We start from the raw sequence: 23040 nt of genomic DNA on the forward strand, positions 1-23040 counted from the left end.
GCTAGGAGCAGTCTTATATGTGTGATTAGCCTGCTTATCGCTATCGACGCTGGATTAGGCTTTCCGTATAGTGTGAGCAATTTTTCGGGACTGGCTCTCGCAGCCTACAGGGTTTAATAATGATTATCAGCCTGATCGCTGCATTGGCAGCAGATCGCGTTATTGGTATGGAAAACGCCATGCCATGGCACTTACCGGCTGACTTAGCGTGGTTCAAACGTAACACGCTAAATAAACCGGTAATTATGGGTCGCAAGACATTCGAATCTATCGGCCGCCCTCTACCTGGGCGGTTGAATATTGTTATCAGTAGCCAACCGGGCACTGATGACCGCGTGACATGGGCTACCTCTATTGATGATGCGCTGGCCTTGGCGGGGAATGTAGAAGAAGTGATGGTGATGGGGGGGGGGCGTGTCTATAAGCAATTTTTAGACCGCGCTAACCGCATGTATCTCACTCACATTGATGCTGAAGTTGGTGGTGATACTCATTTCCCAGACTATGAGCCTGATGAATGGGAAAGCACCTTTAGTGAGTTCCATGATGCAGACGAGGCTAATTCACACAGCTATTGCTTCGAGATCCTTGAGCGCCGCTAATTGCGATAACAATATGATCAGACAGAAAGGCTCATTATTAATTGATGAGCCTTTCTGTTTTTTGGAATACTACTTATTAATAATGATATTTTATTATTATTTGATGTTTTCAATTCTCTCATGAATGTTAATCTTTTAATCGTAGCGATAGCTATATGAATAGAGATAATGAAATCAACCTAATATTGCATACCTAAAACATGAGAGAGTAAGATGACAAATAAACTAGTAGCGCTATCTTTGTTTTTATTTAGTCAATATATATTAGCGGATGAAAAATTTTCATGCCCCAGTAAATCTGAAATTAACCATCAGCAAGGTGTTTACACCAGTAATGATGGTAAATGGCTGGGAGTTTCTCTTGGTACTGAAAATAATGGGTATATTAATTCTTTTATGCATGTTATTTATATCCCATATAAAAACCTCGATCAGAAAATTGGCACATTAACCAGTTGTAAATATTCTCTGGAGTTTGGTTCAGTTGATATGTATTTTCGAGATGAGGATAGCTTGGGTGATGGCGGAATGTATCTTTCGATTGAGGGGGAAATAAATTGGTTAAAAAGCCCTGAGTTATTATATGGTAGCGAAGCTTATATGTGTACTGCGACTCACACTAACCAATGTATTTTAAAGCGGCTTACCCATGATGTTGTATCGGCTTATAAAGCAACGTTCTGATAACGTATTGTAGTTCTGATAACATATTGTAGTTCTGATAACGTATCGTCACAATGATATTTTATTCTACATTTTAATGTCATATTTCCTTCATGATCTATTCTTATTATTAGGATGTCTTCATTTTTTAACTGTTTAATGGCGATGTCTTGGTGTGATGAAAAGAGAAATCATAATATGACTAACAGTAAATTGAACGTTGATAGATTATGTCATGCTGAGCGGCGTGAAATTTGTGATTTTAGTATGAGTGATATGGGATTGGTCGGGCTACTCAGTGGCGTAATTGGGTTGGTTTCGGCGGAAATTGAAATGTTAGAAAATAATATTGACGACACCCTAATAAAAGATAAAGGTACATTTTAGTATGCACCTTTATCTTTGTTGTAATTTATAAATAGTTGGGAGGATTCTCTGCTGTTGGCGATAATTCATCAGCATGACTTATTCCAGCTTCAACTTTGAAAGCAGGTTGTGTGAAATAACGTTTATCCTCCCAACGGAGCAAGGTTAAATTGCCTCCCCAGCAACAACCGGTATCCAGCCCATAAATTCCTTCAGGGACACCTTTTCCTTCCAGCGATGCCCAGTGACCAAAGATAATTGAATACTCAGGGCTGACCAGTCGCGGTAGCTCAAACCAAGGTTTAAGTGGGGCAGGGGCATTTTCTGGCGTGTCTTTACAGATCATATCCAGTTGCCCATTTGGGAAGCAAAAACGCATGCGGGTCAATGCATTAGTGCTAAAACGCAAACGCGCTAACCCCGTCAATTCTGGTGACCAGTTGTTGGGCATATCACCGTACATTGCATCAAGGAATAGCGGATAACTATCACTACTTAAGACGGCCTCTACTTCACGGGCACACATCTGGGCTGTTTCTATATCCCACTGAGGGGTAATACCGGCATGGGCCATAATCAATTTTAATTTGTCATCAACCTGCAAAACCGGTTGGCGGCGTAACCAATTAATGAGTTCGTCAGCATCCGGGGCTTCAAGCAGCGGAGTGATGCGGTCTTTGGGTTTATTGCGGCTGATGCCAGCATAAACCGCCAGCAAATGCAGGTCATGATTCCCCAGAACCATCCGTACGGCTGGCCCTAGTGAGCGGACGTAACGTAATACATCCAGTGAGGCCGGGCCTCGGGCAACTAAGTCACCGGTCAGCCACAAGGTATCTTGCTGCGAGTCAAAGTTCACTTGCGCTAATAGCGCGAGTAACTCATCAAGGCAGCCATGAACATCGCCAATAAGATAAGTAGACATAGTTGAGGTCAGGGTTAATGGATAAGTGCGGGGATCGCTAAACGGAACACCGGAATCACAGTACGGAAAGCCTGACCGAGGTGGTCAACCATCTCATAATGCCCTTCCATGGTACCCAGCGGCGTTTCTAGAACAGCTCCGCTGGTGTATTGGAACTCGTTACCTGGCAGGATCAACGGCTGTTCGCCAATGACTCCTTCGCCCTGAACTTCTGTCTGTCGGCCATTGCTATTGGTAATTAACCAATAGCGGCCAATAAGTTGCACATTTGAACGGCCTAAATTACGAATTGTCACGGTATAGGCGAAGACAAAACGCTCTTCATCAGGTATCGACTGAGTTTCCACATAGATACTTTGTACCTGTACACAAACGCGGGGCTGTTCAATCATAATGTGCTCCTGCTTATTCTTGTGGTGCCGATTGAGCTGAAAGCCAGTTCGCCAGCTTACAGTATTGTGCTACCGAGATATTCTCTGCCCGCATTATCGGGTCAATACCTAATTCGATTAATTGCTCTGAAGTGAATAGGTCACCCAAGCTATTACGCACGGTTTTTCTGCGCTGGTTGAATGCTTGCGTGGTAATGCGGGTCAGCATTCGCACATCACCCACTGGATTTGACATATTCACATGAGGAATAAGACGCACCACGGCCGAATCCACTTTCGGGGCCGGGGTAAATGCAGTTGGCGGCACTTCCAGCACAGGGATGACGTTGCAATAGTATTGCGCCATTACTGTCAGACGGCCATAAGCTTTACTGTTAGGCCCTGCAACCAGGCGGTTAACCACTTCTTTTTGCAACATGAAATGCATGTCGCGGATTGCATTAGTATAGCTGAAAAGATGAAACATCAGCGGGGTAGAGATGTTGTAGGGCAGGTTACCAAAGACCCGTAATGATTGCCCTGCTTGCTCTGCTAGCTCAGAAAAATTGATTTTCATCGCATCTTCTTGATGAATAGTGAGCTTGTCTTTCAGTTGAGGATGGCTGGCCAGACGAGCAGCCAAATCGCGGTCTAGCTCGATGACTGTCATATGATCCATACGAGCGGCAACTGGTTCAGTCAATGCGCCTAAACCGGGGCCAATCTCAACTACCGCTTCACCGGGAACCGGATGGATAGCGGAGACAATGCTGTCGATGACAAACTGATCGTTTAAAAAGTTTTGTCCAAAGCGTTTGCGGGCAAAGTGCCCTTGGTGGACTCTATTATTCATTGCTATTATTTATCATTTTAATGGCTAAGTTTAATGCCGTAATGAAACTGCCGACATCGGCAGAACCGGTTGCGGCGAGTTCTAAAGCGGTACCGTGATCCACAGATGTGCGGATAAAAGGTAGCCCGAGTGTGATATTGACAGCTCGGCCAAACCCTTGATATTTCAGTACTGGCAGCCCTTGATCATGGTACATGGCAAGAACGGCATCCGCATGTTGCAGATATTTAGGCTGAAATAGTGTGTCTGCGGGGAGCGGACCGATAAGGTTTATTCCTTGCTGACGCAATGCATCTAACGCGGGAATAATGGTATCGATCTCTTCATGGCCCATATGGCCACCTTCACCCGCATGCGGATTAAGCCCACACACATAAATCTGTGGTTGGCTAATACCAAATTTGGTTTTCAAGTCATTATCAAGAATGGTGATAACTTCATGCAGACTCGCCTGAGTGATAGCCCCCGGCACTGCCAGTAAAGGCAAGTGAGTGGTTGCCAGCGCGACCCGCAACTCTTCTGTTGCCAACATCATCACCACCCGTGGGCAGAGACTACGGTCAGCAAAGAACTCAGTGTGCCCGATAAAGGGGATACCCGCATCATTGATAATACTTTTCTGTACCGGGCCGGTGACCAATGCAGCAAATTCGCCACTGATTGCGCCATCACAGGCTTTAGCCAGTGTCTCCACCACATAGTGGCTATTTCTGACATCAAGCTGACCGGGAATCACCTCAGCGACAGTTTTCACTGGCAAGATAGTCAGAGTGCCCGCTTGTTGCGCCAATGCGGGCTTACCTTGCTGATATTCACGTAGCTGCAATGGCAGGTTAAGTTGACTGGCACGAGCAAGTAGCAAGGCCGGATCAGCGCACACCACCAGCTCAACAGGCCAATCCTGCTGCGCTAAGGCGACGACTAAATCCGGCCCAACCCCGGCAGGCTCGCCGGGGGTGATAACAATCCGATTATTGTGTTTTCGCATCACTACCATCAAGAATTTTCACATAAGCTGCGGCGCGTTGCTCTTGCATCCAGGTTTGAGCTTCTTCTGCAAACTTACGGCTAAAGAGCATACGGTACGCCCGATCTTTCTGTGCTGCATCAGTTTTGTCTACCTGACGGGTATCAACAACCTCAATTAAATGCCAGCCGAAAGAAGAATGAACTGGTGTACTGATTTCGCCTTTTTTCAGTTTCATCAGCGCATCACGGAATGCGGGATCATAAATATCTGGCGAAGCCCAACCCAAGTCACCGCCTTGCATAGCAGAACCCGGATCCTGAGAAATTTCTTTGGCGATAGTGGCGAAGTTGGCTTTTCCGCTCTTAATATCCGCAGCCGCAGCCGCTAATTTGGCACGAGCTTGATCGTCAGTCATAAGAGGTGACGGTTTCAACAAGATGTGGCGGGCGTGAACTTCGGTAACGGAAACCGTGTTATCAGCCCCACGGATATCATTCACTTTCAGAATATGGAAGCCGACACCGGAACGGATTGGACCAACAACATCACCTTTGTTAGCCGATTGCAGTCTTTCCGCAAACAAAGAAGGTAATTCCTGCAATTTACCCCAACCCATCTGGCCGCCTTTCAGCGCCTGAGAGTCAGCTGAGTTGGCAATAGCCAATTTACCAAAATCAGCTCCGCCTTTAATGTCAGATACTAACTTGTTAGCCACATTTTCAGCCTGATCAACCTGTTGTTGCGACGGATTTTCAGGTAATGGAATCAGGATGTGGCTGAGGTTCAATTCCGCATCACCGCTAGTTTGGTTACCCACTTGCTTGGCCAGCGATTCAACTTCTTGCGGCAGAATAGTAATGCGACGGCGCACTTCATTGTTGCGCACTTCTGACGTCAGCATTTCTTTGCGGATCTGTTCACGGTAAGTGTCGTAATTCAGACCGTCGGCCGCTAAACGGCTACGCATCTGGTCAGGAGTCATTCGGTTTTGCGCGGCAATATCAGCAATAGCTTTATCCAGCGCTTCGTCGCTGATGGTAATGCCCATCTTCTTAGCCATCTGTAATTGGATATTATCCATAATCAGGCGCTCAAGAATTTGATGACGCAAAGTCGCATCATCCGGCACTTCTTGTCCGGCTTGCTGTGCATTCAGTTTCACTGATTGTAACAGACCGTCGACATCGCTTTGCAGGACGACGCCGTTATCAACCACTGCGGCAACTTTATCAACTTCTTGTGGTGCTGCGAACGCGGTATTGGCACAGACAACCAATCCGAGAATAAGCGTTCTCCAGTTCTTCATACCTTTTCCATTTATGTAATCCGCTTTTGCGGGTTAAAATTCACTGTATTCAGTGTGTTACACAGTATCAGAATGCACTTTGATAAGGCAGAATACCTGAGCCTAGCATCTGCGTAGTCCCCAGGCTATGGTCGCTGCTCAGACCACGTAATTCGATGTTAAAGCTAACTCTGTTGTCATACTTACTGGTTTCATTTTGCGCATTCCAGCCCGTAATTTTCCGCTCATAACCTAAGTTAATTGCCCAACAGCAAGTATTGTATTGTACGCCAACCAATTGACTTGCAGGCTGATTGGCTTTGGTATCGTAATAATAAGCTCCAACCAATGCCCAGCGGTCAGCAATTGGCCAACTGGCCGTAGTACCAATCTGAGAAATACCCTGTTGGTAACCTGGGCTTCTCACGTTAGGTACTGTTGCTTGAATATATTCCGGGCTGGCATAGCGATAATTCAATTGAATCATACGCTCTGAGTCTTTCCTATACTCCATTACCGCATTACCCTGAGTCAAACTCCCCAAGCGGGTATCATACTGCGCGCCGCCTTTCATACCCAGTTGATCACTAATGCGCCAGAAGCTATCACCCGCCCAAACCAAGCTACCGGTATCATCACTATTATCAATGCTTTCGATTTTACCGGTACGCGAACGGCTAAAGTAATAGATTTGACCCACTGAAACGTTAAAACGTTCAACCAGTTCATCATCATAAATGCGAGAAGTTAAACCGGTAGACACCTGATTTGCTGAAGCTATGCGGTCCAGACCACTATAAGTACGGTCACGGAACAGGCCGGAGTAGTCCGACTGCATCAGCGTGGTGTCGTAAATATAGATATCATCCTGATTTCGGTAAGGAACGTAAAGATACTGTGCGCGCGGCTCCAAGGTTTGGGTGAAACCTGTCGCCCAGTCCATTGGCCGGTCAAACACCACTTTACCGTCCACTTTAAACTGTGGCATCACGCGATCAACCGAGTCTTTCAAGTTTGGCGGGGTTGCACCACCATTTTGCCTTTTATAGTAGTTGGCAAAACCGTCTGGCACATCTTGCTGATAATGTGTCGCCAGTAATTTAGCTTCAGTATTTAAGCTACCCCAACCATTGGACAAGGGCAGATTAACTGAGGGTTCGAGATGGAAACGGCTGGCTTCCGGATTATACGGACTGACACTGGTGAATTTGACCGCTTGGCTATAGACGTGTAAATCAAATGGACCAATATCATTTTTATAGTAGTTCATGTCCAGCTGCGGCTGGGCGCGGTAAGCATTACTGTTACCACCGGTAGCAAATACCTGGAACTGTTTGGAGGCCAAGGTGGCATCCCAGTTCTGGTTTGCATAACCCACACTGAAAATTTGTGTGGCATAGCCGTCAGTCGTCGAACCGTATTGTGAGGTTAAATCGGTAAAGTAATCTGGGTCACTGACACGGGTATAGTTGACGTTGAAGCGCCAGACTTTATCCATCACCCCTGAATGGCTCCAGTAGTACAACCAGCGGGTCGCATCTTTATCGGTGCCGTCAGCGCCGTGATATAAGCGGTCATTCGGTAGCCAATCCAACGCCATGGTGCCAGAACCGGGAGCCAGCAAATAGCGGAACTCATTTTGCCATTGCAAACCACGCCGCTCCATATAATGAGGGGTGATGGTGGCATCAAAGTTTGGCGCAATGTTCCAATAATACGGCAGTATAAATTCAAAGCCGTTATTATTGGTGTAATTAGCATTTGGGATCAGGAAACCAGACCGGCGTTTGTCGCCCACCGGTAATTGCATGTACGGACTATAGAACACCGGTACTTTGCCAATTTTAAAACGCGCATTCCAGATTTCTGCGACTTGTTCTTCGCGGTCATGGATCACTTCGGAGCCGACTACGCTCCAGCTATTATCGCCAGGCAAGCAAGAGGTGAATGTCCCATTTTCTAAAATGGTATAGCGGTTTTGGCCGCGTAATTTCATCTGGTCTGCTTCACCACGCCCCTGACGACCAACCATCTGATATTTGCCTTTATCCATATCAGTGTCTTTGGTATTCAGGTTTGACCAGCCTTTCGGCCCTTCCAGCTTAATTTGCGGATCGTCATAATTAACGTCACCGGTCGCGGTGACGGTACGCACCGGGATAGCTTCGCCCGGTTTCTGTACTTGATTGAGTTCGACCTGATTAGCCGTCAGGGTTCTATTGCCTTGTTGGACAATAACATTGCCGATAAACAGGGCATTATCCGGGTAATTGGCTTCGGTTTTATCCGCATTAATACGGACCGGCAGCTGATTCGGATCGCCAGTGACCAAAGGTTGGTCATAGGTCGGTACCCCAAGCATACATTGCTCGGAAAGGTCAGCCAGAGTGTGCTGGCTATATAGTGCCGTCCATATCAATGTGGCCAGCAGTGTTGGGAATCTTTTTTTCATACGCGGTTTTGGTGTTCCGTCATCGGGGGGCATCATGCCGGCAAACGGTCTGAGACTATATTACTCATCACAGTTGCGCTAGTGTTAAATCCGGCCGTTTACACGTCTCGTTGTTAGGCGCTGAGCTGAATGCCGAGTATGATAATGCAAATTTTGACTGACGGCATGATGAATTGAGGAGTATATGCGGTATTGGGGAAAACTGCTCGGTCTGATATTGGGCTTTATGTCCGGTGGCGTCTGGGGTGCAATCTTGGGGTTGCTTGTTGGCCATATGGTCGACAAGGCGCGTAGCACAAAGCGCCGCGGCTATTTTGCCGATCAACAAACACGACAATTAATTTTTTTCCGCACCACTTTTCAGGTCATGGGGCATTTAACCAAGGCTAAGGGGCGCGTGACGGAGGTCGATATTCAACTTGCCAGCCAATTGATGGATAGAATGCAATTGCATGGCGAGGCGCGAACAGCGGCACAGCAAGCGTTCCGCGAGGGGAAAGAGAGTGGGTTCCCGTTGCGTGAAAGATTGCAGGAACTCCGTGGTGTTTGCTTTGGTCGTTTTGATTTAATTCGGATGTTTCTGGAAATTCAGTTACAAGCCGCATTTGCTGACGGCTCTTTGCATCCTAATGAACGGCAGGTTTTGTATGTCATTGCTGAAGAATTAGGGATCTCCCGTGGTCAGTTTGATCAGTTCCTGAGCATGATTGAGGGCGGGCGTCAGTTTGGTGGTGGCGGTTGGCAGGGCCAACAGAGTGGTTATTCTCAAGGAGGCTATCAGCAAGCGCCACAAGGCCCGACATTAGAGGACGCCTGCAAAGTGCTGGGGGTGAGTAGCACGGATGATAGTGTGACCATCAAACGGGCTTACCGTAAGCTTATGGGAGAGCATCATCCAGATAAGCTGGTGGCGAAAGGTTTGCCGCCGGAAATGATGGAGATGGCTAAGCAAAAAGCCCAAGAAATTCAAGCCGCGTATGATTTGATTAAGCGCGAGAAAGGATTTAAGTAAGAATTGTGGTGTTAGCAAAACCAAAACTAGATCGGATCTTCTGTTCCGATCTAGTTTGATTCTGGTGCGATCTGCTAGTGAAAAGTTAAAACTCGGGATCGCATTTAAAATGCATTGCTGTGCCAAATTCCGGGTGAGTAATACATAACTCTTGAGCATGTAACTGCAACCGGGGGGCCATCGCTTTTGCTTCGGGATGGGCATAGAAGCCATCGCCGAGGATCGGATGACCCATCGCCAGCATATGAACCCGTAATTGGTGTGAGCGGCCTGTAATGGGGGATAACTTCACTCGCGTACTGCCGTCAGCATCCCGAGACAGCACTTGATACTGAGTTTGCGAGGATTTACCGGTTTCGTAACACACTTTTTGTTTGGGCCGGTTCGGCCAGTCGCAAATTAAAGGCAAGTCAATCAACCCTTCATCTTGCGCCAAATGGCCCCATACCCGCGCAATATAAGATTTTTTCGGCTCACGCTCGCGAAATTGCCGCTTCAGCTCGCGCTCAGCCGCTTTGGTCAACGCCACGACAATCACGCCACTGGTCGCCATATCCAGCCGGTGAACAGATTCCGCCGTAGGATAATCCGCCTGAATACGCGTCATGATGCTGTCTTTGTTCTCCGGCGCACGACCAGGTACAGAAAGTAATCCGCTCGGTTTATTTACCACCATGATGTGCTCATCCTGAAACAGGACGAGCAGCCAAGGGTCGCGTGGGGGATTATAGGGTTCCATTACTGGTGCGTCACCACGACTAAACGAATAGCATCCAAACGCCAGCCCGCCTGATTCAGGTTTTCCAGCACCATTTTACGGTTATGTTCCAGAGTCTCTATTTCGTCATCACGAATATTGGGGTTAACCGCTTTTAGGGCTTCCAGACGTGAAAGTTCAGTGCTCAGTTTGTCATCCGCTTCATGTTTAGCCGCTTCAATCAGTAAACGCGCCTGTTCTTCAATCAGGGCTTCTGCTTGCTGCAACATTGCATGGACTTCTTGCTGAACCGCATTGACCAATTTGCTGGAGGTATGGCGATTGACGGCATTCAGTTGGCGATTAAAGCTTTCAAATTCAACCTGCGCGGCCAAATTGGTGCCATTTTTGTCCATCAGCATCCGCACCGGCGTCGGAGGTAAGAAGCGAGTCAGTTGCAAGTGTTTTGGCGCTTGTGCTTCGACCACATAGACCAATTCCGCGAGCAGAGTACCGACCGGCAATGCTTTGTTTTTCAACAAAGAAACTGCACAACTGCCGGTGTCGCCGGATAAGATCAGATCCAGACCGTTACGGATGATCGGGTGTTCCCAACTGACAAACTGAGCATCTTCGCGCGATAACGCCTGTTCGCGATCGAATGTCACTGTGCAGCCATCTTGCGGCAACCCAGGGAAGTCCGGCACCAGCATGTGGTCAGAGGGGGTCAGCACAATTAAATTGTCGCTGCGGTCTTCTTGATTGATACCCACAATATCGAACAGATTCAGGGCGAAACTGACCAAATTGACGTCATTGTCTTGGTCGGCAATGATTTGCGCCAGTTCTTGCCCATGTTCGCCGCCGTTGGAGTGCATTTCTAGCAGGCGGTCACGACCCTGTTCCAATTGGAGCTTCAGGCCTTCGTGCTGCTGGCGGCAGGCGTGGATAAATTCATCCAAACCTTCCTGCTCATTCGGCGTCGCCAGATAGGTAATCAATTCCTGATAGCCACTGTCATAAATGGTGCGACCGGTCGGGCAGGTGTGCTCGAAAGCATCCAAACCTTCGTGATACCAGCGCACCAGCACCGCTTGCGCAGTATTTTCCAGATAAGGCACCATGATTTGAATTTCACGGTTTTGACCAATCCTGTCCAGGCGGCCAATACGTTGTTCGAGCAAGTCTGGGTTAAAAGGCAAATCGAACATCACCAATTGACAAGCAAACTGGAAGTTGCGCCCTTCGGAGCCGATTTCTGAACACAGCAATACCTGCGCGCCATCTTCTTCAGAAGCAAAATAGGCCGCCGCACGGTCGCGTTCAATCAGTGACAAACCTTCATGGAATACGGCTGCGCGGATAGCTTCGCGCTCGCGCAATACTTGCTCAAGCTGCAAGGCGGTGGCGGCTTGGGCGCAGATAACCAGCACTTTCTCACTGCGATTCGCTGTCAGGTAGTTAAGCAGCCATTCAACTCGCGGATCAAAGTTCCACCAAGTGGCATTTTCGCCCTCAAACTCTTGGTAGATTTGTTCTGGGTAAAGCATGTCTTTGGCGCGTGCTTCCAGGGTTTTCTTCGCCGACATAATGCCAGAGACTTTAATGGCCGTTTGGTATTGAGTCGGCAATGGCAGCTTAATCTGATGCAAAACACGGTGTGGGAAGCCTTTCACCCCATTACGGGTGTTGCGGAACAAGATACGGCTGGTGCCGTGTCTGTCCATCAGCATGGTCACCAGCTCTTGGCGCGCGGCTTCGCTGTCTTCAGTTTGACTGTTTGCCGCTTTCAGCAGCGGTTCAATATCCTGCTCATTAATCAGCTCGCCGAGCAGATTCAGCTTGTCATCAGTTAAGCGCTCACCGCCCAGCAGCAATGTTACTGCATCGGCGATTGGGCGGTATTTTTGCTGCTCATTAACGAATTCTTCGTAATCGTGGAAGCGGTCGGGATCAAGCAAGCGCAAACGGGCAAAGTGACTTTGCTGGCCTAATTGCTCTGGGGTGGCGGTCAACAGCAACACGCCGGGGATATTCTCGGCCAGCTGTTCAATAACTTGATATTCGCGGCTTGGGGCTTCTTCACTCCAGGCCAGATGGTGTGCTTCATCCACCACCAGCAAATCCCAAGAGGCATCCGCCAGCTGTTCCAGACGCTGTTTATTACGGCGCACAAAATCCAGTGAGCAAATGACCATTTGTTCAGTTTCAAACGGATTGGTGCTGTCGAGCAAAGATTCGGAATAGCGGCTGTCATCAAACAGCGAGAAGCGCAGATTGAAGCGGCGCAGCATTTCGACCAACCACTGATGTTGCAAGCTTTCTGGCACCACAATCAGGATGCGTTCAGCACGGCCTGACAGCAGTTGCTGGTGGATAATCATCCCGGCTTCGATGGTTTTACCCAAGCCGACTTCATCAGCCAGCAAGACACGCGGTGCATGGCGCTGGCCCACTTCATAAGCAATATGTAATTGGTGCGGGATCAGGCTGGCGCGGATGCCGCGCAGGCCACTCCACGGCAAGCGGAACTGCTCACTTTGATATTTACGGGCGCGGAAACGCAGCGCGAATCGATCCATACGATCGATTTGTCCAGCAAATAACCTATCCTGCGGTTTGCTAAAAGTCAGTTTGCTATCGAGCAACACTTCACGCATAGAAACGCCGGTTTCTTCGGTATCCAGGCGGGTGCCGATATAGGTAATCAGCCCATTCTCCTCAGACACCTCTTCCACTTTCAGCTGCCAGCCTTCGTGGTGAGTGATGGTATCACCCGGATTGAACATGACACGGGTAATTGGCGAGTCATTTCTGGCGTAAAGGCGGTTTTCACCGGTGGCGGGAAACAGTAAGGTGATCATGCGTACGTCAATGGCAACGACGGTACCCAATCCAAGTTCGCTTTCTGTATCGCTGATCCAGCGTTGACCAAGTGTAAAAGGCATAAATTATCGGCTCGATTTTTTTGTTGGACAGTTATTAGTAAAAAGGTTTTTGTAAATTTAAGAGCGTATAGAGAACAAAAATAAAATGACTGGCAATAGTTTACCGCCCACGCAGCTTACGTGGCTGACGAGTCTGTCTGAAAATGACAGGATTCGATTACACGGTTAATTATAACCAGTCGGTTATGTAAATGTGATTGATGCGAATTTTGGCAAGGGCGCTATGGTAATGGAAGCAGAGCCTTTCGTCACCCGTAAAAAAACGTTATTACGATTAAAATAGCCCCATCTGACCGGTTATTAGTGTCGTGAAGTCATCATGCATAAAGGGCAGTATAGCATCGGCCACGGGCTGGAGCTGCCGAGTCAGGTAGTGATCGTAATCAATCGGGGACTGTCGGGTTTCGAGGGGTTCGGGGCCAGCGGTGGTCATGACATAACTTATCCAACCGCCATTCTGATATTGCAATGGCCGCCCAAGCTTACGGTTGAATTCATCCGCCAGGCGCGCCGCTCTGGCATGTGGCGGGACATTGCGCTGGTAGTCGTCGAGCCGGCGGCGTAGGCGCTTGCGGTAAATCAGTTGTTCATCCAGCTCGCCATTGAGGGTTCGGGCGACATAATCGCGCACATAGTCTTGATAGGGTTGTTGCTGAAAAATCCGCAGGTACAGCTCGCGCTGGAATTGCTGGGCCAATGGTGTCCAGTCAGTGCGTACCGTTTCCAGCCCCTTATAGATCATTTGATCGCCCGTCGGGGTGGAAATTAGCCCGGCATAGCGCTTTTTACTGCCTTGCTCCGCGCCCCGGATGGTGGGCATCAAGAAGCGCCGATAATGAGTTTCAAATTCTAATTCCAGCGCGCAGGGCAAATCATAGGTTTCACGGATATGGGTTTGCCACCATTGATTGACATACCGCACCAGCTCTTGGCCAATGCGCGAAGCTTGTTCTTCACTGTGGGCGCTTTTCAGCCAAACAAAGGTTGAATCGGTATCGCCATAAATAACCTGATAGCCCCGTGCTTCAATCAATTCACGGGTTTGGCGCATGATGTCGTGGCCGCGCAGGGTAATTGAGGATGCCAGCCGGGGATCAAAAAATCGGCATCCGCTGGAACCCAATACACCATAAAAGGCATTCATGATTATCTTCAGTGCTTGGGATAATGGCTTGTTTTGTTGGCGTTTTGCGGCTTCGCGCCCCTGCCAGATCTGGTTAACAATCGCCGGTAGACAGTGTTTTTCGCGTGAGAACCAGGCACCACGAAAACCCGGCACCGAATGTTGTTCATCGGGTTGAGACATTCCCTCAACCAAGCCAACTGGATCAATCAAAAAAGTGCGGATAATCGAGGGATACAGACTTTTGTAGTCGAGCACCAGCACCGAGTCATACAAGCCCGGCTGAGAGTCCATCACAAAACCGCCGGGGCTATGTTCCTCCGGCAACTCGCCCAAGTTGGGCGCAACATAGCCAACACGGTGCATCCGTGGCATATAAAGGTGGGTAAATGCCGCCACTGACCCGCCACTGCGGTCCGCCGCCAGACCGGTGACGGTCGAGCGCTCAAGTAAGAAACTCAGCAGCTCGGTTTTGGCAAAAATCCGCGTCACTAACTCGCAGTCTTTCAGGTTGTAGTGGGCCAGCGCCGGTTTATCATGAGCAAAACGGTGGTTGATTTCATCCATTCGCTGATAGGGGCTATCACTGGCTTTCCCCTCGCCCAGCAAGGTCTGGGAGACAGATTCCAGACTAAATGACGGGAAATTCCAGGTGGCAGATTTCAATGCTTCAATCCCATCGATAATCAACCGCCCGGCAGCAGAAGCAAAAAAATGCCCCTGTTTAAAACCGTGTTCCCGCCACTCTAGCAGGTTGCCGCCTCGGCCAAAGCGCAATGGGATTTGATAGCGGTCGGCGTGCTTTTGTAATACACGCAAATCAAATTGCACCAGATTCCAGCCGATGATGGCATCGGGATCATGCTGTTCCAGCCATTGATTCAGTTTTTCCAGTAACAGCGGGCGGCTGGCGACATATTCCAGCTTGAAATCCAGTGCGGCTTCATCGGCCTGATTGCCATTAGGTGGCCCCAGCATGTAAACCTGCCGCTGGCCGCAGCCCTCCAAACCAATGCAATAAAGCTCGCCGTGTTCGCTGGTTTCGATATCCAGTGACAGCAGTTTTAGGGTCGGGCGGTAGTCATCGGCCGGTTTCATTTGGGTATTGAGCAGCGGCCCGTTGCCATTATCTTCGCCGCTAAACCAGACCGGTGCGGTAATAAAACGCTCCATTAAAAAGCGCTCTGGTGGGCGAATATCACCTTCGTAGACATTCACGCCACTTTCTCTGAGCAGTTTCTCCAGGCGGATTAATTGGCGATGTTGGCTGCAATACAGCCCCAAAACCGGGCGCTGATGGAAATCGGTCAGTTCAAGTGGGCGCAGTTGCCAGCGGCGTTCATTGCGCAGCACGGTTTCAGCCCGTTGCCGTTGTTCGGCCGGGATAAATGCCACCGAGGGTTGAGGCGGCAGCCTGACTTGCTGCGGGCCATCATCGGTGGCTAACCAGAATTCAACTTCGGTGCCAGCCTGCGTGTCGCGCCAGTGGCGGGTGAGCAGGAAGCCCTGACGGGTTTTCCCCACGGTGCTAACCTTTAATAATGTACAGGCTATTTTATTTGTCATTTTGAACTTGGGCAGTGCTCGAAATCCTCACGTACTACGTGTACGCTCCGGTTTCTGCGCGCTGTCCGCATCCAAACTGACTGCAACAATAACGCCTGAGGGATTATGCTATCTTAGTATGGGTATTTATACAGTGTTTGTCTATTTTAATGATGACTTACCATTAATTCACACAATTCCCTGATTGACTCATTTCATGGGGCACTGGACAATCTCCCGCGCCTGAACCCAACGGACAAATCTATGGAAGCCTATTTATTACATTTATTGACGCAATCGCTGGCTTTCACGCTATTTGTCGTCATGTTAGTCACTTTTCTCGAATCTTTAGCTTTGGTGGGGATGTTGCTGCCTGGCACGGTGATGATGACCACGGTGGGCGCGTTGATTGGCAGCGGGGAAGTGGGCTTTTATTCTGCTTGGGCCGCAGCGACTGTGGGCTGTCTGGTGGGGGATTGGGCTTCGTATTTTATTGGCCGCCGCTTCAAAGAGCCGCTGCATCGCTGGTCTTTCCTGAAAAAGCATAAATCGCTGTTGGCGAAAACTGAGCATGCTTTGCATAACCACAGCATGGCAACGGTGCTGTTGGGGCGCTTTATCGGCCCAACGCGGCCTATCGTCCCGATGGTGGCGGGGATGTTAAACCTGCCGCCAGTAAAATTCGCGTTGCCGAATGTGATTGGTTGCCTCACTTGGCCGCCGCTTTATTTCTTCCCTGGCATACTGGCTGGCGTCGCCATAGATATCCCGCCGAATGCCAACAGTTATATGTTTAAGTGGCTATTATTTGCCGTGGTGGTACTGATTTGGCTGGCATTGTGGTTGGCATGGCGCTGGTGGCGCTTTGGTAAACGCAGCCCAGACCGCCTGAGCAAATGGCTGCCTTTGGCCCGCTTGCGCTGGGTGACGGTGCTGTCCATTATGCTGGCGATAGCCAGTTTTGTCTGGCTCCATATGCAGCCCATCATGCCGCTTTATCGTCATCTATTATGGAAGGTTCTTGCTGGGTAATCCCCTTCGGCCTTTACGCCGCAGGGGGTTAGCGGTTCCATCAACTACCGCTGGGGAGCAATCCCTAGCACCCTGGCTTCCGGCGCAGTGCCGTTGACCAGTGCCTGAGTGGGGCCGTCATAGTAAATACGGCCATCCACCACCAATAAAGTGCGCTCGGCAATGCGGGCGGCGTCATCCAGATTGTGCGACACCATCAACAAGGTCAATTGGCGATTTTCGCAGACGTTTTCGACCAATTGCAGCATTTCATTGCGCAGTGCCGGGTCTAATGCGGAAAAGGGTTCGTCCAGCAGCAGGATGGGTTGGCTGCGCACCAGACAGCGCGCCAGTGCCGCCCGCTGGCGTTGGCCGCCGGAAAGCTGTGCCGGTAGCCGGTCAAGACACTCTTCCAACCCAACTTGTTGCGCAATCTGGCCGAGCAGTAATTTTTGCTCATGATTGAGTTTTAGCCCCGGATGCAAACCCAGCCCAATGTTTTGTTCGACATTCAAATGCGCGAACAGATTATTTTCCTGAAATAACATGGATACCGGCCTTTGGGCGGGCGGTGTTAGGGTATGGTCTTGATTATTCAGCAGCATTTGACCACTGGCCGGAGCTAAAAAGCCCGCAATTAAGCTCAATAGCGTGCTTTTACCCGCCCCACTGGGGCCAAGAATAGCCACCCGCTCACCGGCTTGCATGCGCAAATCAAAACGCATCGGTAAGTGGTCGTATAAATAGGTGATTTTCTCAAGCTTTAGCATGGCGGCTCGGCAGTTTTTCAATCAGAGTAAACAGCAGGAAACACAGTAACAGCAGCAGCAGGGCGGTCACCGCGCCATCATTGCTGCGATAAGACCCTATCTGTTGATAGAGATAAAATGGCAGGGTGCGGAAATGCTCGTTACCAAACAGCGCGACCACGCCAAAATCCCCGATAGAAAGCACACTGGCGAAGGCCAACGCTTGAGCCAGCGGGCGTTTCAGTGCCCGTAACTCAATGTGGCGCACACGGTGCCAGCCGCGAATATCCAGTGATAAACACAGCGGCGTATAGCGCTCAGCCAAGTCTCGCATCGGGTTATCCAACACTTTTAATGCATAGGGCACCGCCATCAGCGCATTGGTCAGAATCACCAGTGCATAAGGCGATTGCGGCAAGCCCAGAGTGTCATTGAGCAATAAAAAAAAGCCGGTTGCCAGCACGATCCCCGGCATCGCCAGAATCACCATGCCGCTGATGTCCAATACTTGCCCGTAAGCCGCGTGGTGGCGCAGTTTCAGCTCACGGCTGCTCCATAACAGCATCATAGTCAGAGTGACACACAATAATCCGGCCCCAATGGCGATAGTCAGTGAGGTAAAGAAAGCTTGCCACAGCGCCGGTTGTTGTAGCACGGTCAATATCGTTTTATTGCTGCCATCAATTACAACAGCCAGCAATGGTGGCACCATCAATAATAACGCCGCCCCGATTAACAATGTATCGCTAATGCGCGACCAGGTACTATCCTGCTGACTGCGCCACTCCTGAGCATGGGTATTTCCCACCGCCAACACTGAACTTAGCCGTTGGCTCAGCACCACCAATCCCAGACAGCAACCCAGTTGAATCAGTGCCAATAATGCGGCGCGCCCTAAATCATAGTCATAACTAAGTGCCTGATAAATAGCCAGTTCGATGGTGGTAGCTTGCGGCCCGCCGCCCAGAGAGAGCACGGTGGCAAAGCTGGCAAAACACAGCATGAAAATCAGCGCGGCAGTCGGCAGAATTTGGCGGCGCAGATAGGGCCACTCGATCCAGCGAAAATGCTGCCAGCCGTTCATGCCCAATTGGGCGGCTAACTGGCGCTGCTCAACGGCAATGCTTTCCAATGACTGCAATAACAAGCGGGTTGCCAGCGGCATATTAAAGAAAATATGCGCCAGCAAAATCCCTTGTAAACCATAGGGCGAGAAGCGGTAATCCACTCCTAGCCAGCCCAATAGTGCCGCCAGCCAACCTTGGCGGCCATAAACCGTCAGGATGCCGAAAATGGCGACCAGCACCGGCAGCACCAATGTCATGGCACATAAGCGCAGCATCAATTGGCGGCCGGGGAAGCGGCGGCGATATAAGGCGCGCGCCAAAAAAATCGCCGGAATAACGGACAGCAGCGCAGAGAGAAACGCCTGCCAGAAAGTGAAGCGAATCACATGCCACAGATAACTGTCATGCCAGATGCTTTGCCAGTCTGCCGCTGGCGCGTGACGCCAGATAGCGGTGAACGCCAGTAAGGCGACACCGGTTATCAGCAAGGCGGCCAGTAGCCCCGGCCATAGCCACGCGGGGATTAGTGGCTGACGGCGGATTGCCATGCTTGAATCCATTTACCGCGATTATCAGCCACGTCTTTTGCATCAAACTGCAAAGCTTTTTGCGGCACGGTGAGTGTTTCAAATCCAGCCGGTAAGTCCATTTTGATTACCGGATACATCCAGTTGCCGGTCGGGATATGATTCTGGAATGCAGGAGTGACCATAAATTGCATAAAGCGCTGCGCCAGTTCCGGTTGTTTGCTGGACGCGACCACACCAGCCACTTCCACTTGCAGATAGTGGCCTTCACTGAAATCAGCCGCCGCATAGTTGTCTTTCTTCTCTGCAATCAGATGATAAGCCGGAGAAGTGGTGTAGCTCAGCACGAAATCCCCTTCACCTTTCAGGAACAAGCCGTAAGCTTCACTCCAGCCTTTGGTCACGGTGACGGTTTTTTTCGCTAATTTCTGCCAGGCTTGCGGGGCTTGGTCGCCATAGACTTTTTGCATCCACAACATTAAACCGAGGCCCGGGGTACTGGTGCGCGGGTCTTGATAAATCACTTTCCACGGTTCTTTGCTGTCGACTAATTCTTGCAGGCTTTTCGGCGGATTTTTCAATTTATTTTTGTCATACACAAAAGCAAAATAGCCATAATCGTAGGGGACGAAAATTTTATTTTGCCATTTTTCTGGCAAAGTCAGATGGCTGGTATCTACCTGACTTGGCACGAATAATCCGGTTTGCTCTGCCGCTTGCAGCAGATTGTTATCTAAGCCCAACACCACATCGGCTTGGCTATTTTTACCCTCCATCCGCAGGCGGTTCAGCAGGGAAACACCATCTTCCAGCGCCACAAATTTAAGCTGACAATCACACTCGGCTTCAAAGGCTTTTTTAATCGACGGCCCCGGGCCCCAATCAGCCGCGAAAGAATCATAGGTATAAACAGTCAAGGTGGGTTTATCAGCAGCGACGGCAGCGGCAGACAGAAAAAACAAGCAGGAAATCATGCGTTTAAACACTTTGCACTCCTTAAAGATAAAGGTGGCAAAGGTATCTGAGGCGGTAAATAACATGAATATCAAGAAGATACAGCGTTATTTTTCTCAAATCCCTCCGCCGGTGTTAACCGGATCAGGTTCGACGGGTTTGCTCTCAGCTAACTTGCGATTTTCTGCAAGTTAGCACCCCGTTGAGACGGCGCTATTGTAGAGTTTAATTGCAGTGGGCGAAAGCGGGTTTAATCCTCTGGTGGCGTAAACCAGGCCGATTTGAAGTCAAACCAGCCGAGTGTGTTCATGCGCACCCCGCGCATACTGTGCTGCCCATATAATTCTAGCCAGTGATGGAACAGTGGGTGAAATTGATTCTGGCTGACCAAACGCTGGCTCCATTCCGCCATTGGCAGAGTATTATTTCGCCATAATTCAACATCTTGGTGCAGTTTTTCATCCAGGCAATATTGCAGCAGCGGCAGCTCATACAAGGTGGCAAACAGGGAAAATTCCAGCGGCAGATAAAAATTGGCGCTGCCGAGCCAGATGTCGCTCTGTGCATCCCCTTGATACCAACTGGCATAATCCACCACATTTATGATCAATTTGACCCCGTGTGCGGCCAATAATGTGGCCAATGTTTGGCTGATAGCATCAAACTCTGAATGGTGACTATAAAAAGTCAGTGTCAGTTCGGTCAAACCTTCCGGTTTCGCTTCCAGTACCCTGAGCCGGTTATGGTGCCAGCGCGGTAACATGCCGTAAGCCGGTGACCAGTAGCGTTGGTAAAAAGGATCGGCATGGCTGAGTAGGGCGACGGGGGTGATGAGTTCACAGAGCCAACGGCGGATATCAGGATTGCAGGTTTGGGGAGATCGCTGGTCGAATAACAGAAAATAACAGCCTTCTTCCAGCCGGCTTTCCAGCTCATTTTTACTGGTATCATCAGCTTGCAATTGCACACCGGAATAAACCAATTCTTCGGACAGCTCCGGTAATACCCAAATATTGACCTCATCAATAAGTGCGCGAAAACCAAAATAATTATCAAATGCCTGAATTTTCAATTGGCTATGATGATTTCGAATCACGGAATAAGGGCCAGTCCCAATAGGATGTCGGCGGAAATCCGGCTGATTTTCCCACTCTTGCGGCAAGATCATGGCGTGTACACTGCCCAACAACCACGGCAGCCAGCTGTCCGGGGTACTGAGATGCACATCAATCACATACGGGGTGGGTGAGCGCACCGCGGTGATATGTGAAAACAGCGGTTGGGAGATTAACCGAGTCAGGCTGGTCATCACATCATTCATTTCCAGCTCACGGCCATGGTGAAAATGAATCGCCGGGCGCAAATAAAAGCGCCAATGCAATGGGCTAATGGCTTGCCAGTGATGAGACAAATCCGGCTCCAGTTCCCCATTTTCCTCATTTATCCGCGTCAGACCATTAAAAATCTGCCGCACCATATGGGTTTCTGAGCGGCGCAGCGCGGTGCCGGGTAATAGATTTTGTAAGGGGCGGTAATAGAGCACCCGCAGAATATGTTTACCTTGCCGGAAGCTGCGCCCTAACTGAGAGAGCAGCATTTGGCGCACTGCTTTTTTATCCCCGACCAACTGCACCAGTTGATCAATACTTTCTTGTTCCAGTAACTCTTCGGCCCGCTGTTGCTGTAAGGCCAGGCCGGAGCAGAGGAAAGTCAGTTGTGAGCGCTTACCTCGGCCAGCTTCCGCCTGCCAGCTCAGCCACCCCTCTTGCTGCATACTGCCCAATAAGGAACGCACATGGCGGCGCGAGCAACAGAGCACGTCAGCCAGCTCCTGCAAGGTGGTTTCTGTGGGCAAACCGCTAAAACGTTGCCAAAGGCGAATGAACTGCTGTTGCAAGCGGGAGGTAGACATAAAAGGGGAACTCCTCGGCAAACTTCATCAATTTTTCTTTCCCTATATTACGCGGATACTGCTTGTTAATGAAAGCGGGTTAGTCAGCGAATGGGAGGAATAAGATGATTTTTAATTTACAACGTTATTCCACTCATGACGGCCCCGGCATTCGTAGCGTGGTGTTCCTCAAAGGCTGTTCGTTGAGTTGTCGCTGGTGCCAAAACCCCGAAAGCCGCTCACGTGAGCCGGAGCTGTTATTTGACCCGCGTCTGTGTTTATCCGGCTGCGATTTGTGTCATCAGACTTGCCCGCAAGCAATCCAACATATTGATAATAAAATTGTTATTCATCGCCAGCTATTGGCTGAAGACGACTTTCAAGCACTGAAAACGCGCTGCCCCAGTGGTGCGTTGACGGTGTGCGGTGACCCCATTGATATTGACGGCACTATGGCGATATTGCTGCGCGATTTGCCATTTTATCGGCGCAGTGGTGGCGGGGTGACATTATCTGGCGGCGAACCTTTTATGCAGCCGGAAGTGGCCGCTGAATTATTGCAGCGCTGCCATCAACTGGGCATCCATACCGCGGTTGAATCTTGTTTGCACACCCCGTGGCGCTATATCGCCCCCTCTTTGCCGTGGCTGGATTTGATGCTGGCAGACTTGAAACACACCGATGAGCGCCGTTTTCAACAGTGGACTGGCGGCTCTGCCAAACGGGTGATGGATAACTTCCGCAAATTAGCGGCCGCGGGCACCGATATTACGGTGCGGGTGCCTTTAATCCCGGATTTCAATGCTGACCGCCGCTCGGTACAAGGAATTGTCGATTTTGCTGCGGATGAGATTGGCGTGAAAGAAATTCATTTTTTGCCTTATCACACTCTGGGCATCAATAAATATTCGCTGCTGGGTGAAAAGTATCTGGCGGCAAGTACACCTTTGGACTCTCCTTCCCTGCTGGCCTTCGCGGAAAGTTATGCCCGTGAAAAGGGCCTGACGGCAATCTTAAGAGGATGACGCA

Annotated in this window: 19 protein-coding genes and 1 riboswitch; of the genes, 6 read left to right on the top strand and 13 right to left on the bottom strand. The window is 49.7% G+C overall.

Going from position 1 to position 23040, the window contains the following annotated elements; all coding sequences use genetic code 11:
- The first annotated feature begins 119 nt into the window (after positions 1-119).
- The 3 genes from folA (at position 120) to OP863_RS03320 (ending at position 1652) form a co-directional block, all read left to right on the top strand.
- Positions 120-602 (top strand): type 3 dihydrofolate reductase, encoded by a 483-nt coding sequence (gene folA / locus OP863_RS03310; RefSeq protein ID WP_038636391.1) that lies wholly within the window; start codon positions 120-122, stop codon positions 600-602.
- Positions 603-815: 213 nt separating this feature from the next.
- Positions 816-1286 (top strand): DUF3757 domain-containing protein, encoded by a 471-nt coding sequence (locus tag OP863_RS03315; RefSeq protein ID WP_038636388.1) that lies wholly within the window; start codon positions 816-818, stop codon positions 1284-1286.
- Positions 1287-1463: 177 nt separating this feature from the next.
- Complete coding sequence (locus tag OP863_RS03320; RefSeq protein ID WP_038636386.1) at positions 1464-1652, top strand: hypothetical protein; 189 nt, start codon at positions 1464-1466, stop codon at positions 1650-1652.
- Between the two features lie 25 nt (positions 1653-1677).
- Here OP863_RS03320 and apaH read toward each other — a convergent pair whose 3' ends face one another.
- The 6 genes from apaH to lptD all read right to left on the bottom strand — a co-directional run bounded on the left by apaH (position 1678) and on the right by lptD (position 8487).
- Positions 1678-2556: a bis(5'-nucleosyl)-tetraphosphatase (symmetrical) ApaH gene (gene apaH / locus OP863_RS03325; protein WP_265525892.1), complete on the bottom strand. Its 879-nt coding sequence runs from the start codon at positions 2554-2556 to the stop codon at positions 1678-1680.
- Positions 2557-2570: 14 nt separating this feature from the next.
- Positions 2571-2948 carry a Co2+/Mg2+ efflux protein ApaG gene (gene apaG, locus OP863_RS03330; protein ID WP_032820792.1) on the bottom strand — a complete coding sequence of 126 codons (378 nt, stop codon included), beginning with the start codon at positions 2946-2948 and terminating at the stop codon, positions 2571-2573.
- Between the two features lie 13 nt (positions 2949-2961).
- Positions 2962-3780 (bottom strand): 16S rRNA (adenine(1518)-N(6)/adenine(1519)-N(6))-dimethyltransferase RsmA, encoded by an 819-nt coding sequence (gene rsmA, locus OP863_RS03335; RefSeq protein WP_038636379.1) that lies wholly within the window; start codon positions 3778-3780, stop codon positions 2962-2964.
- Complete coding sequence (pdxA, locus tag OP863_RS03340; protein WP_145587314.1) at positions 3773-4768, bottom strand: 4-hydroxythreonine-4-phosphate dehydrogenase PdxA; 996 nt, start codon at positions 4766-4768, stop codon at positions 3773-3775. The genes rsmA and pdxA overlap by 8 nt, the downstream gene beginning before the upstream one ends.
- Positions 4752-6056, bottom strand: a complete 1305-nt coding sequence (gene surA / locus OP863_RS03345) for a peptidylprolyl isomerase SurA (RefSeq protein WP_038636376.1) — start codon at positions 6054-6056, stop codon at positions 4752-4754. The genes pdxA and surA overlap by 17 nt, the downstream gene beginning before the upstream one ends.
- A gap of 67 nt (positions 6057-6123) precedes the next feature.
- On the bottom strand, positions 6124-8487 hold the full coding sequence (lptD, locus tag OP863_RS03350) for an LPS assembly protein LptD (protein WP_038636373.1): 2364 nt from the start codon (positions 8485-8487) through the stop codon (positions 6124-6126).
- A 184-nt stretch (positions 8488-8671) separates the two neighbouring features.
- Here lptD and djlA point away from each other — a divergent pair, with 184 nt between their 5' ends.
- Complete coding sequence (djlA, locus tag OP863_RS03355; RefSeq protein ID WP_038636370.1) at positions 8672-9499, top strand: co-chaperone DjlA; 828 nt, start codon at positions 8672-8674, stop codon at positions 9497-9499.
- A gap of 85 nt (positions 9500-9584) precedes the next feature.
- Here djlA and rluA read toward each other — a convergent pair whose 3' ends face one another.
- The 3 genes from rluA to OP863_RS03370 all read right to left on the bottom strand — a co-directional run bounded on the left by rluA (position 9585) and on the right by OP863_RS03370 (position 15791).
- Positions 9585-10205, bottom strand: coding sequence for a bifunctional tRNA pseudouridine(32) synthase/23S rRNA pseudouridine(746) synthase RluA (gene rluA / locus OP863_RS03360; RefSeq protein WP_235895415.1), 621 nt, complete (start codon positions 10203-10205; stop codon positions 9585-9587).
- A gap of 32 nt (positions 10206-10237) precedes the next feature.
- Positions 10238-13144: an RNA polymerase-associated protein RapA gene (gene rapA, locus OP863_RS03365; RefSeq protein WP_038636365.1), complete on the bottom strand. Its 2907-nt coding sequence runs from the start codon at positions 13142-13144 to the stop codon at positions 10238-10240.
- Positions 13145-13418: 274 nt separating this feature from the next.
- Positions 13419-15791: a DNA polymerase II gene (locus tag OP863_RS03370; protein ID WP_145587326.1), complete on the bottom strand. Its 2373-nt coding sequence runs from the start codon at positions 15789-15791 to the stop codon at positions 13419-13421.
- Positions 15792-16076: 285 nt separating this feature from the next.
- Between OP863_RS03370 and OP863_RS03375 the strand changes: the two genes are divergently transcribed.
- Positions 16077-16844, top strand: a complete 768-nt coding sequence (locus OP863_RS03375) for a DedA family protein (RefSeq protein ID WP_050291592.1) — start codon at positions 16077-16079, stop codon at positions 16842-16844.
- A gap of 44 nt (positions 16845-16888) precedes the next feature.
- Here the strand turns inward: OP863_RS03375 and thiQ are convergent, their stop codons facing one another.
- The 4 genes from thiQ to sgrR form a co-directional block, all read right to left on the bottom strand.
- The gene (gene thiQ, locus OP863_RS03380; protein ID WP_145591689.1) at positions 16889-17593 is read right to left on the bottom strand and encodes a thiamine ABC transporter ATP-binding protein ThiQ; all 705 of its coding nucleotides are present in this window, start codon (positions 17591-17593) and stop codon (positions 16889-16891) included.
- Positions 17580-19187, bottom strand: a complete 1608-nt coding sequence (gene thiP, locus OP863_RS03385) for a thiamine/thiamine pyrophosphate ABC transporter permease ThiP (protein ID WP_265525893.1) — start codon at positions 19185-19187, stop codon at positions 17580-17582. Before thiP ends, thiQ begins: the two co-directional genes overlap by 14 nt.
- Positions 19163-20152 (bottom strand): thiamine ABC transporter substrate binding subunit, encoded by a 990-nt coding sequence (thiB, locus tag OP863_RS03390; protein WP_050291593.1) that lies wholly within the window; start codon positions 20150-20152, stop codon positions 19163-19165. The genes thiP and thiB overlap by 25 nt, the downstream gene beginning before the upstream one ends.
- A 71-nt stretch (positions 20153-20223) precedes the next feature.
- Positions 20224-20332, bottom strand: a riboswitch (TPP riboswitch).
- Between the two features lie 38 nt (positions 20333-20370).
- Positions 20371-22032: an HTH-type transcriptional regulator SgrR gene (sgrR, locus tag OP863_RS03395; protein WP_265525894.1), complete on the bottom strand. Its 1662-nt coding sequence runs from the start codon at positions 22030-22032 to the stop codon at positions 20371-20373.
- A gap of 104 nt (positions 22033-22136) precedes the next feature.
- Between sgrR and OP863_RS03400 the strand changes: the two genes are divergently transcribed.
- Positions 22137-23036 carry a glycyl-radical enzyme activating protein gene (locus OP863_RS03400; protein WP_145591692.1) on the top strand — a complete coding sequence of 300 codons (900 nt, stop codon included), beginning with the start codon at positions 22137-22139 and terminating at the stop codon, positions 23034-23036.
- Positions 23037-23040: the final 4 nt, after the last annotated feature.

The sequence above is a fragment of the Yersinia sp. SCPM-O-B-9106 (C-191) genome (assembly GCF_026183365.1).
Classification (GTDB): domain Bacteria; phylum Pseudomonadota; class Gammaproteobacteria; order Enterobacterales; family Enterobacteriaceae; genus Yersinia; species Yersinia rochesterensis.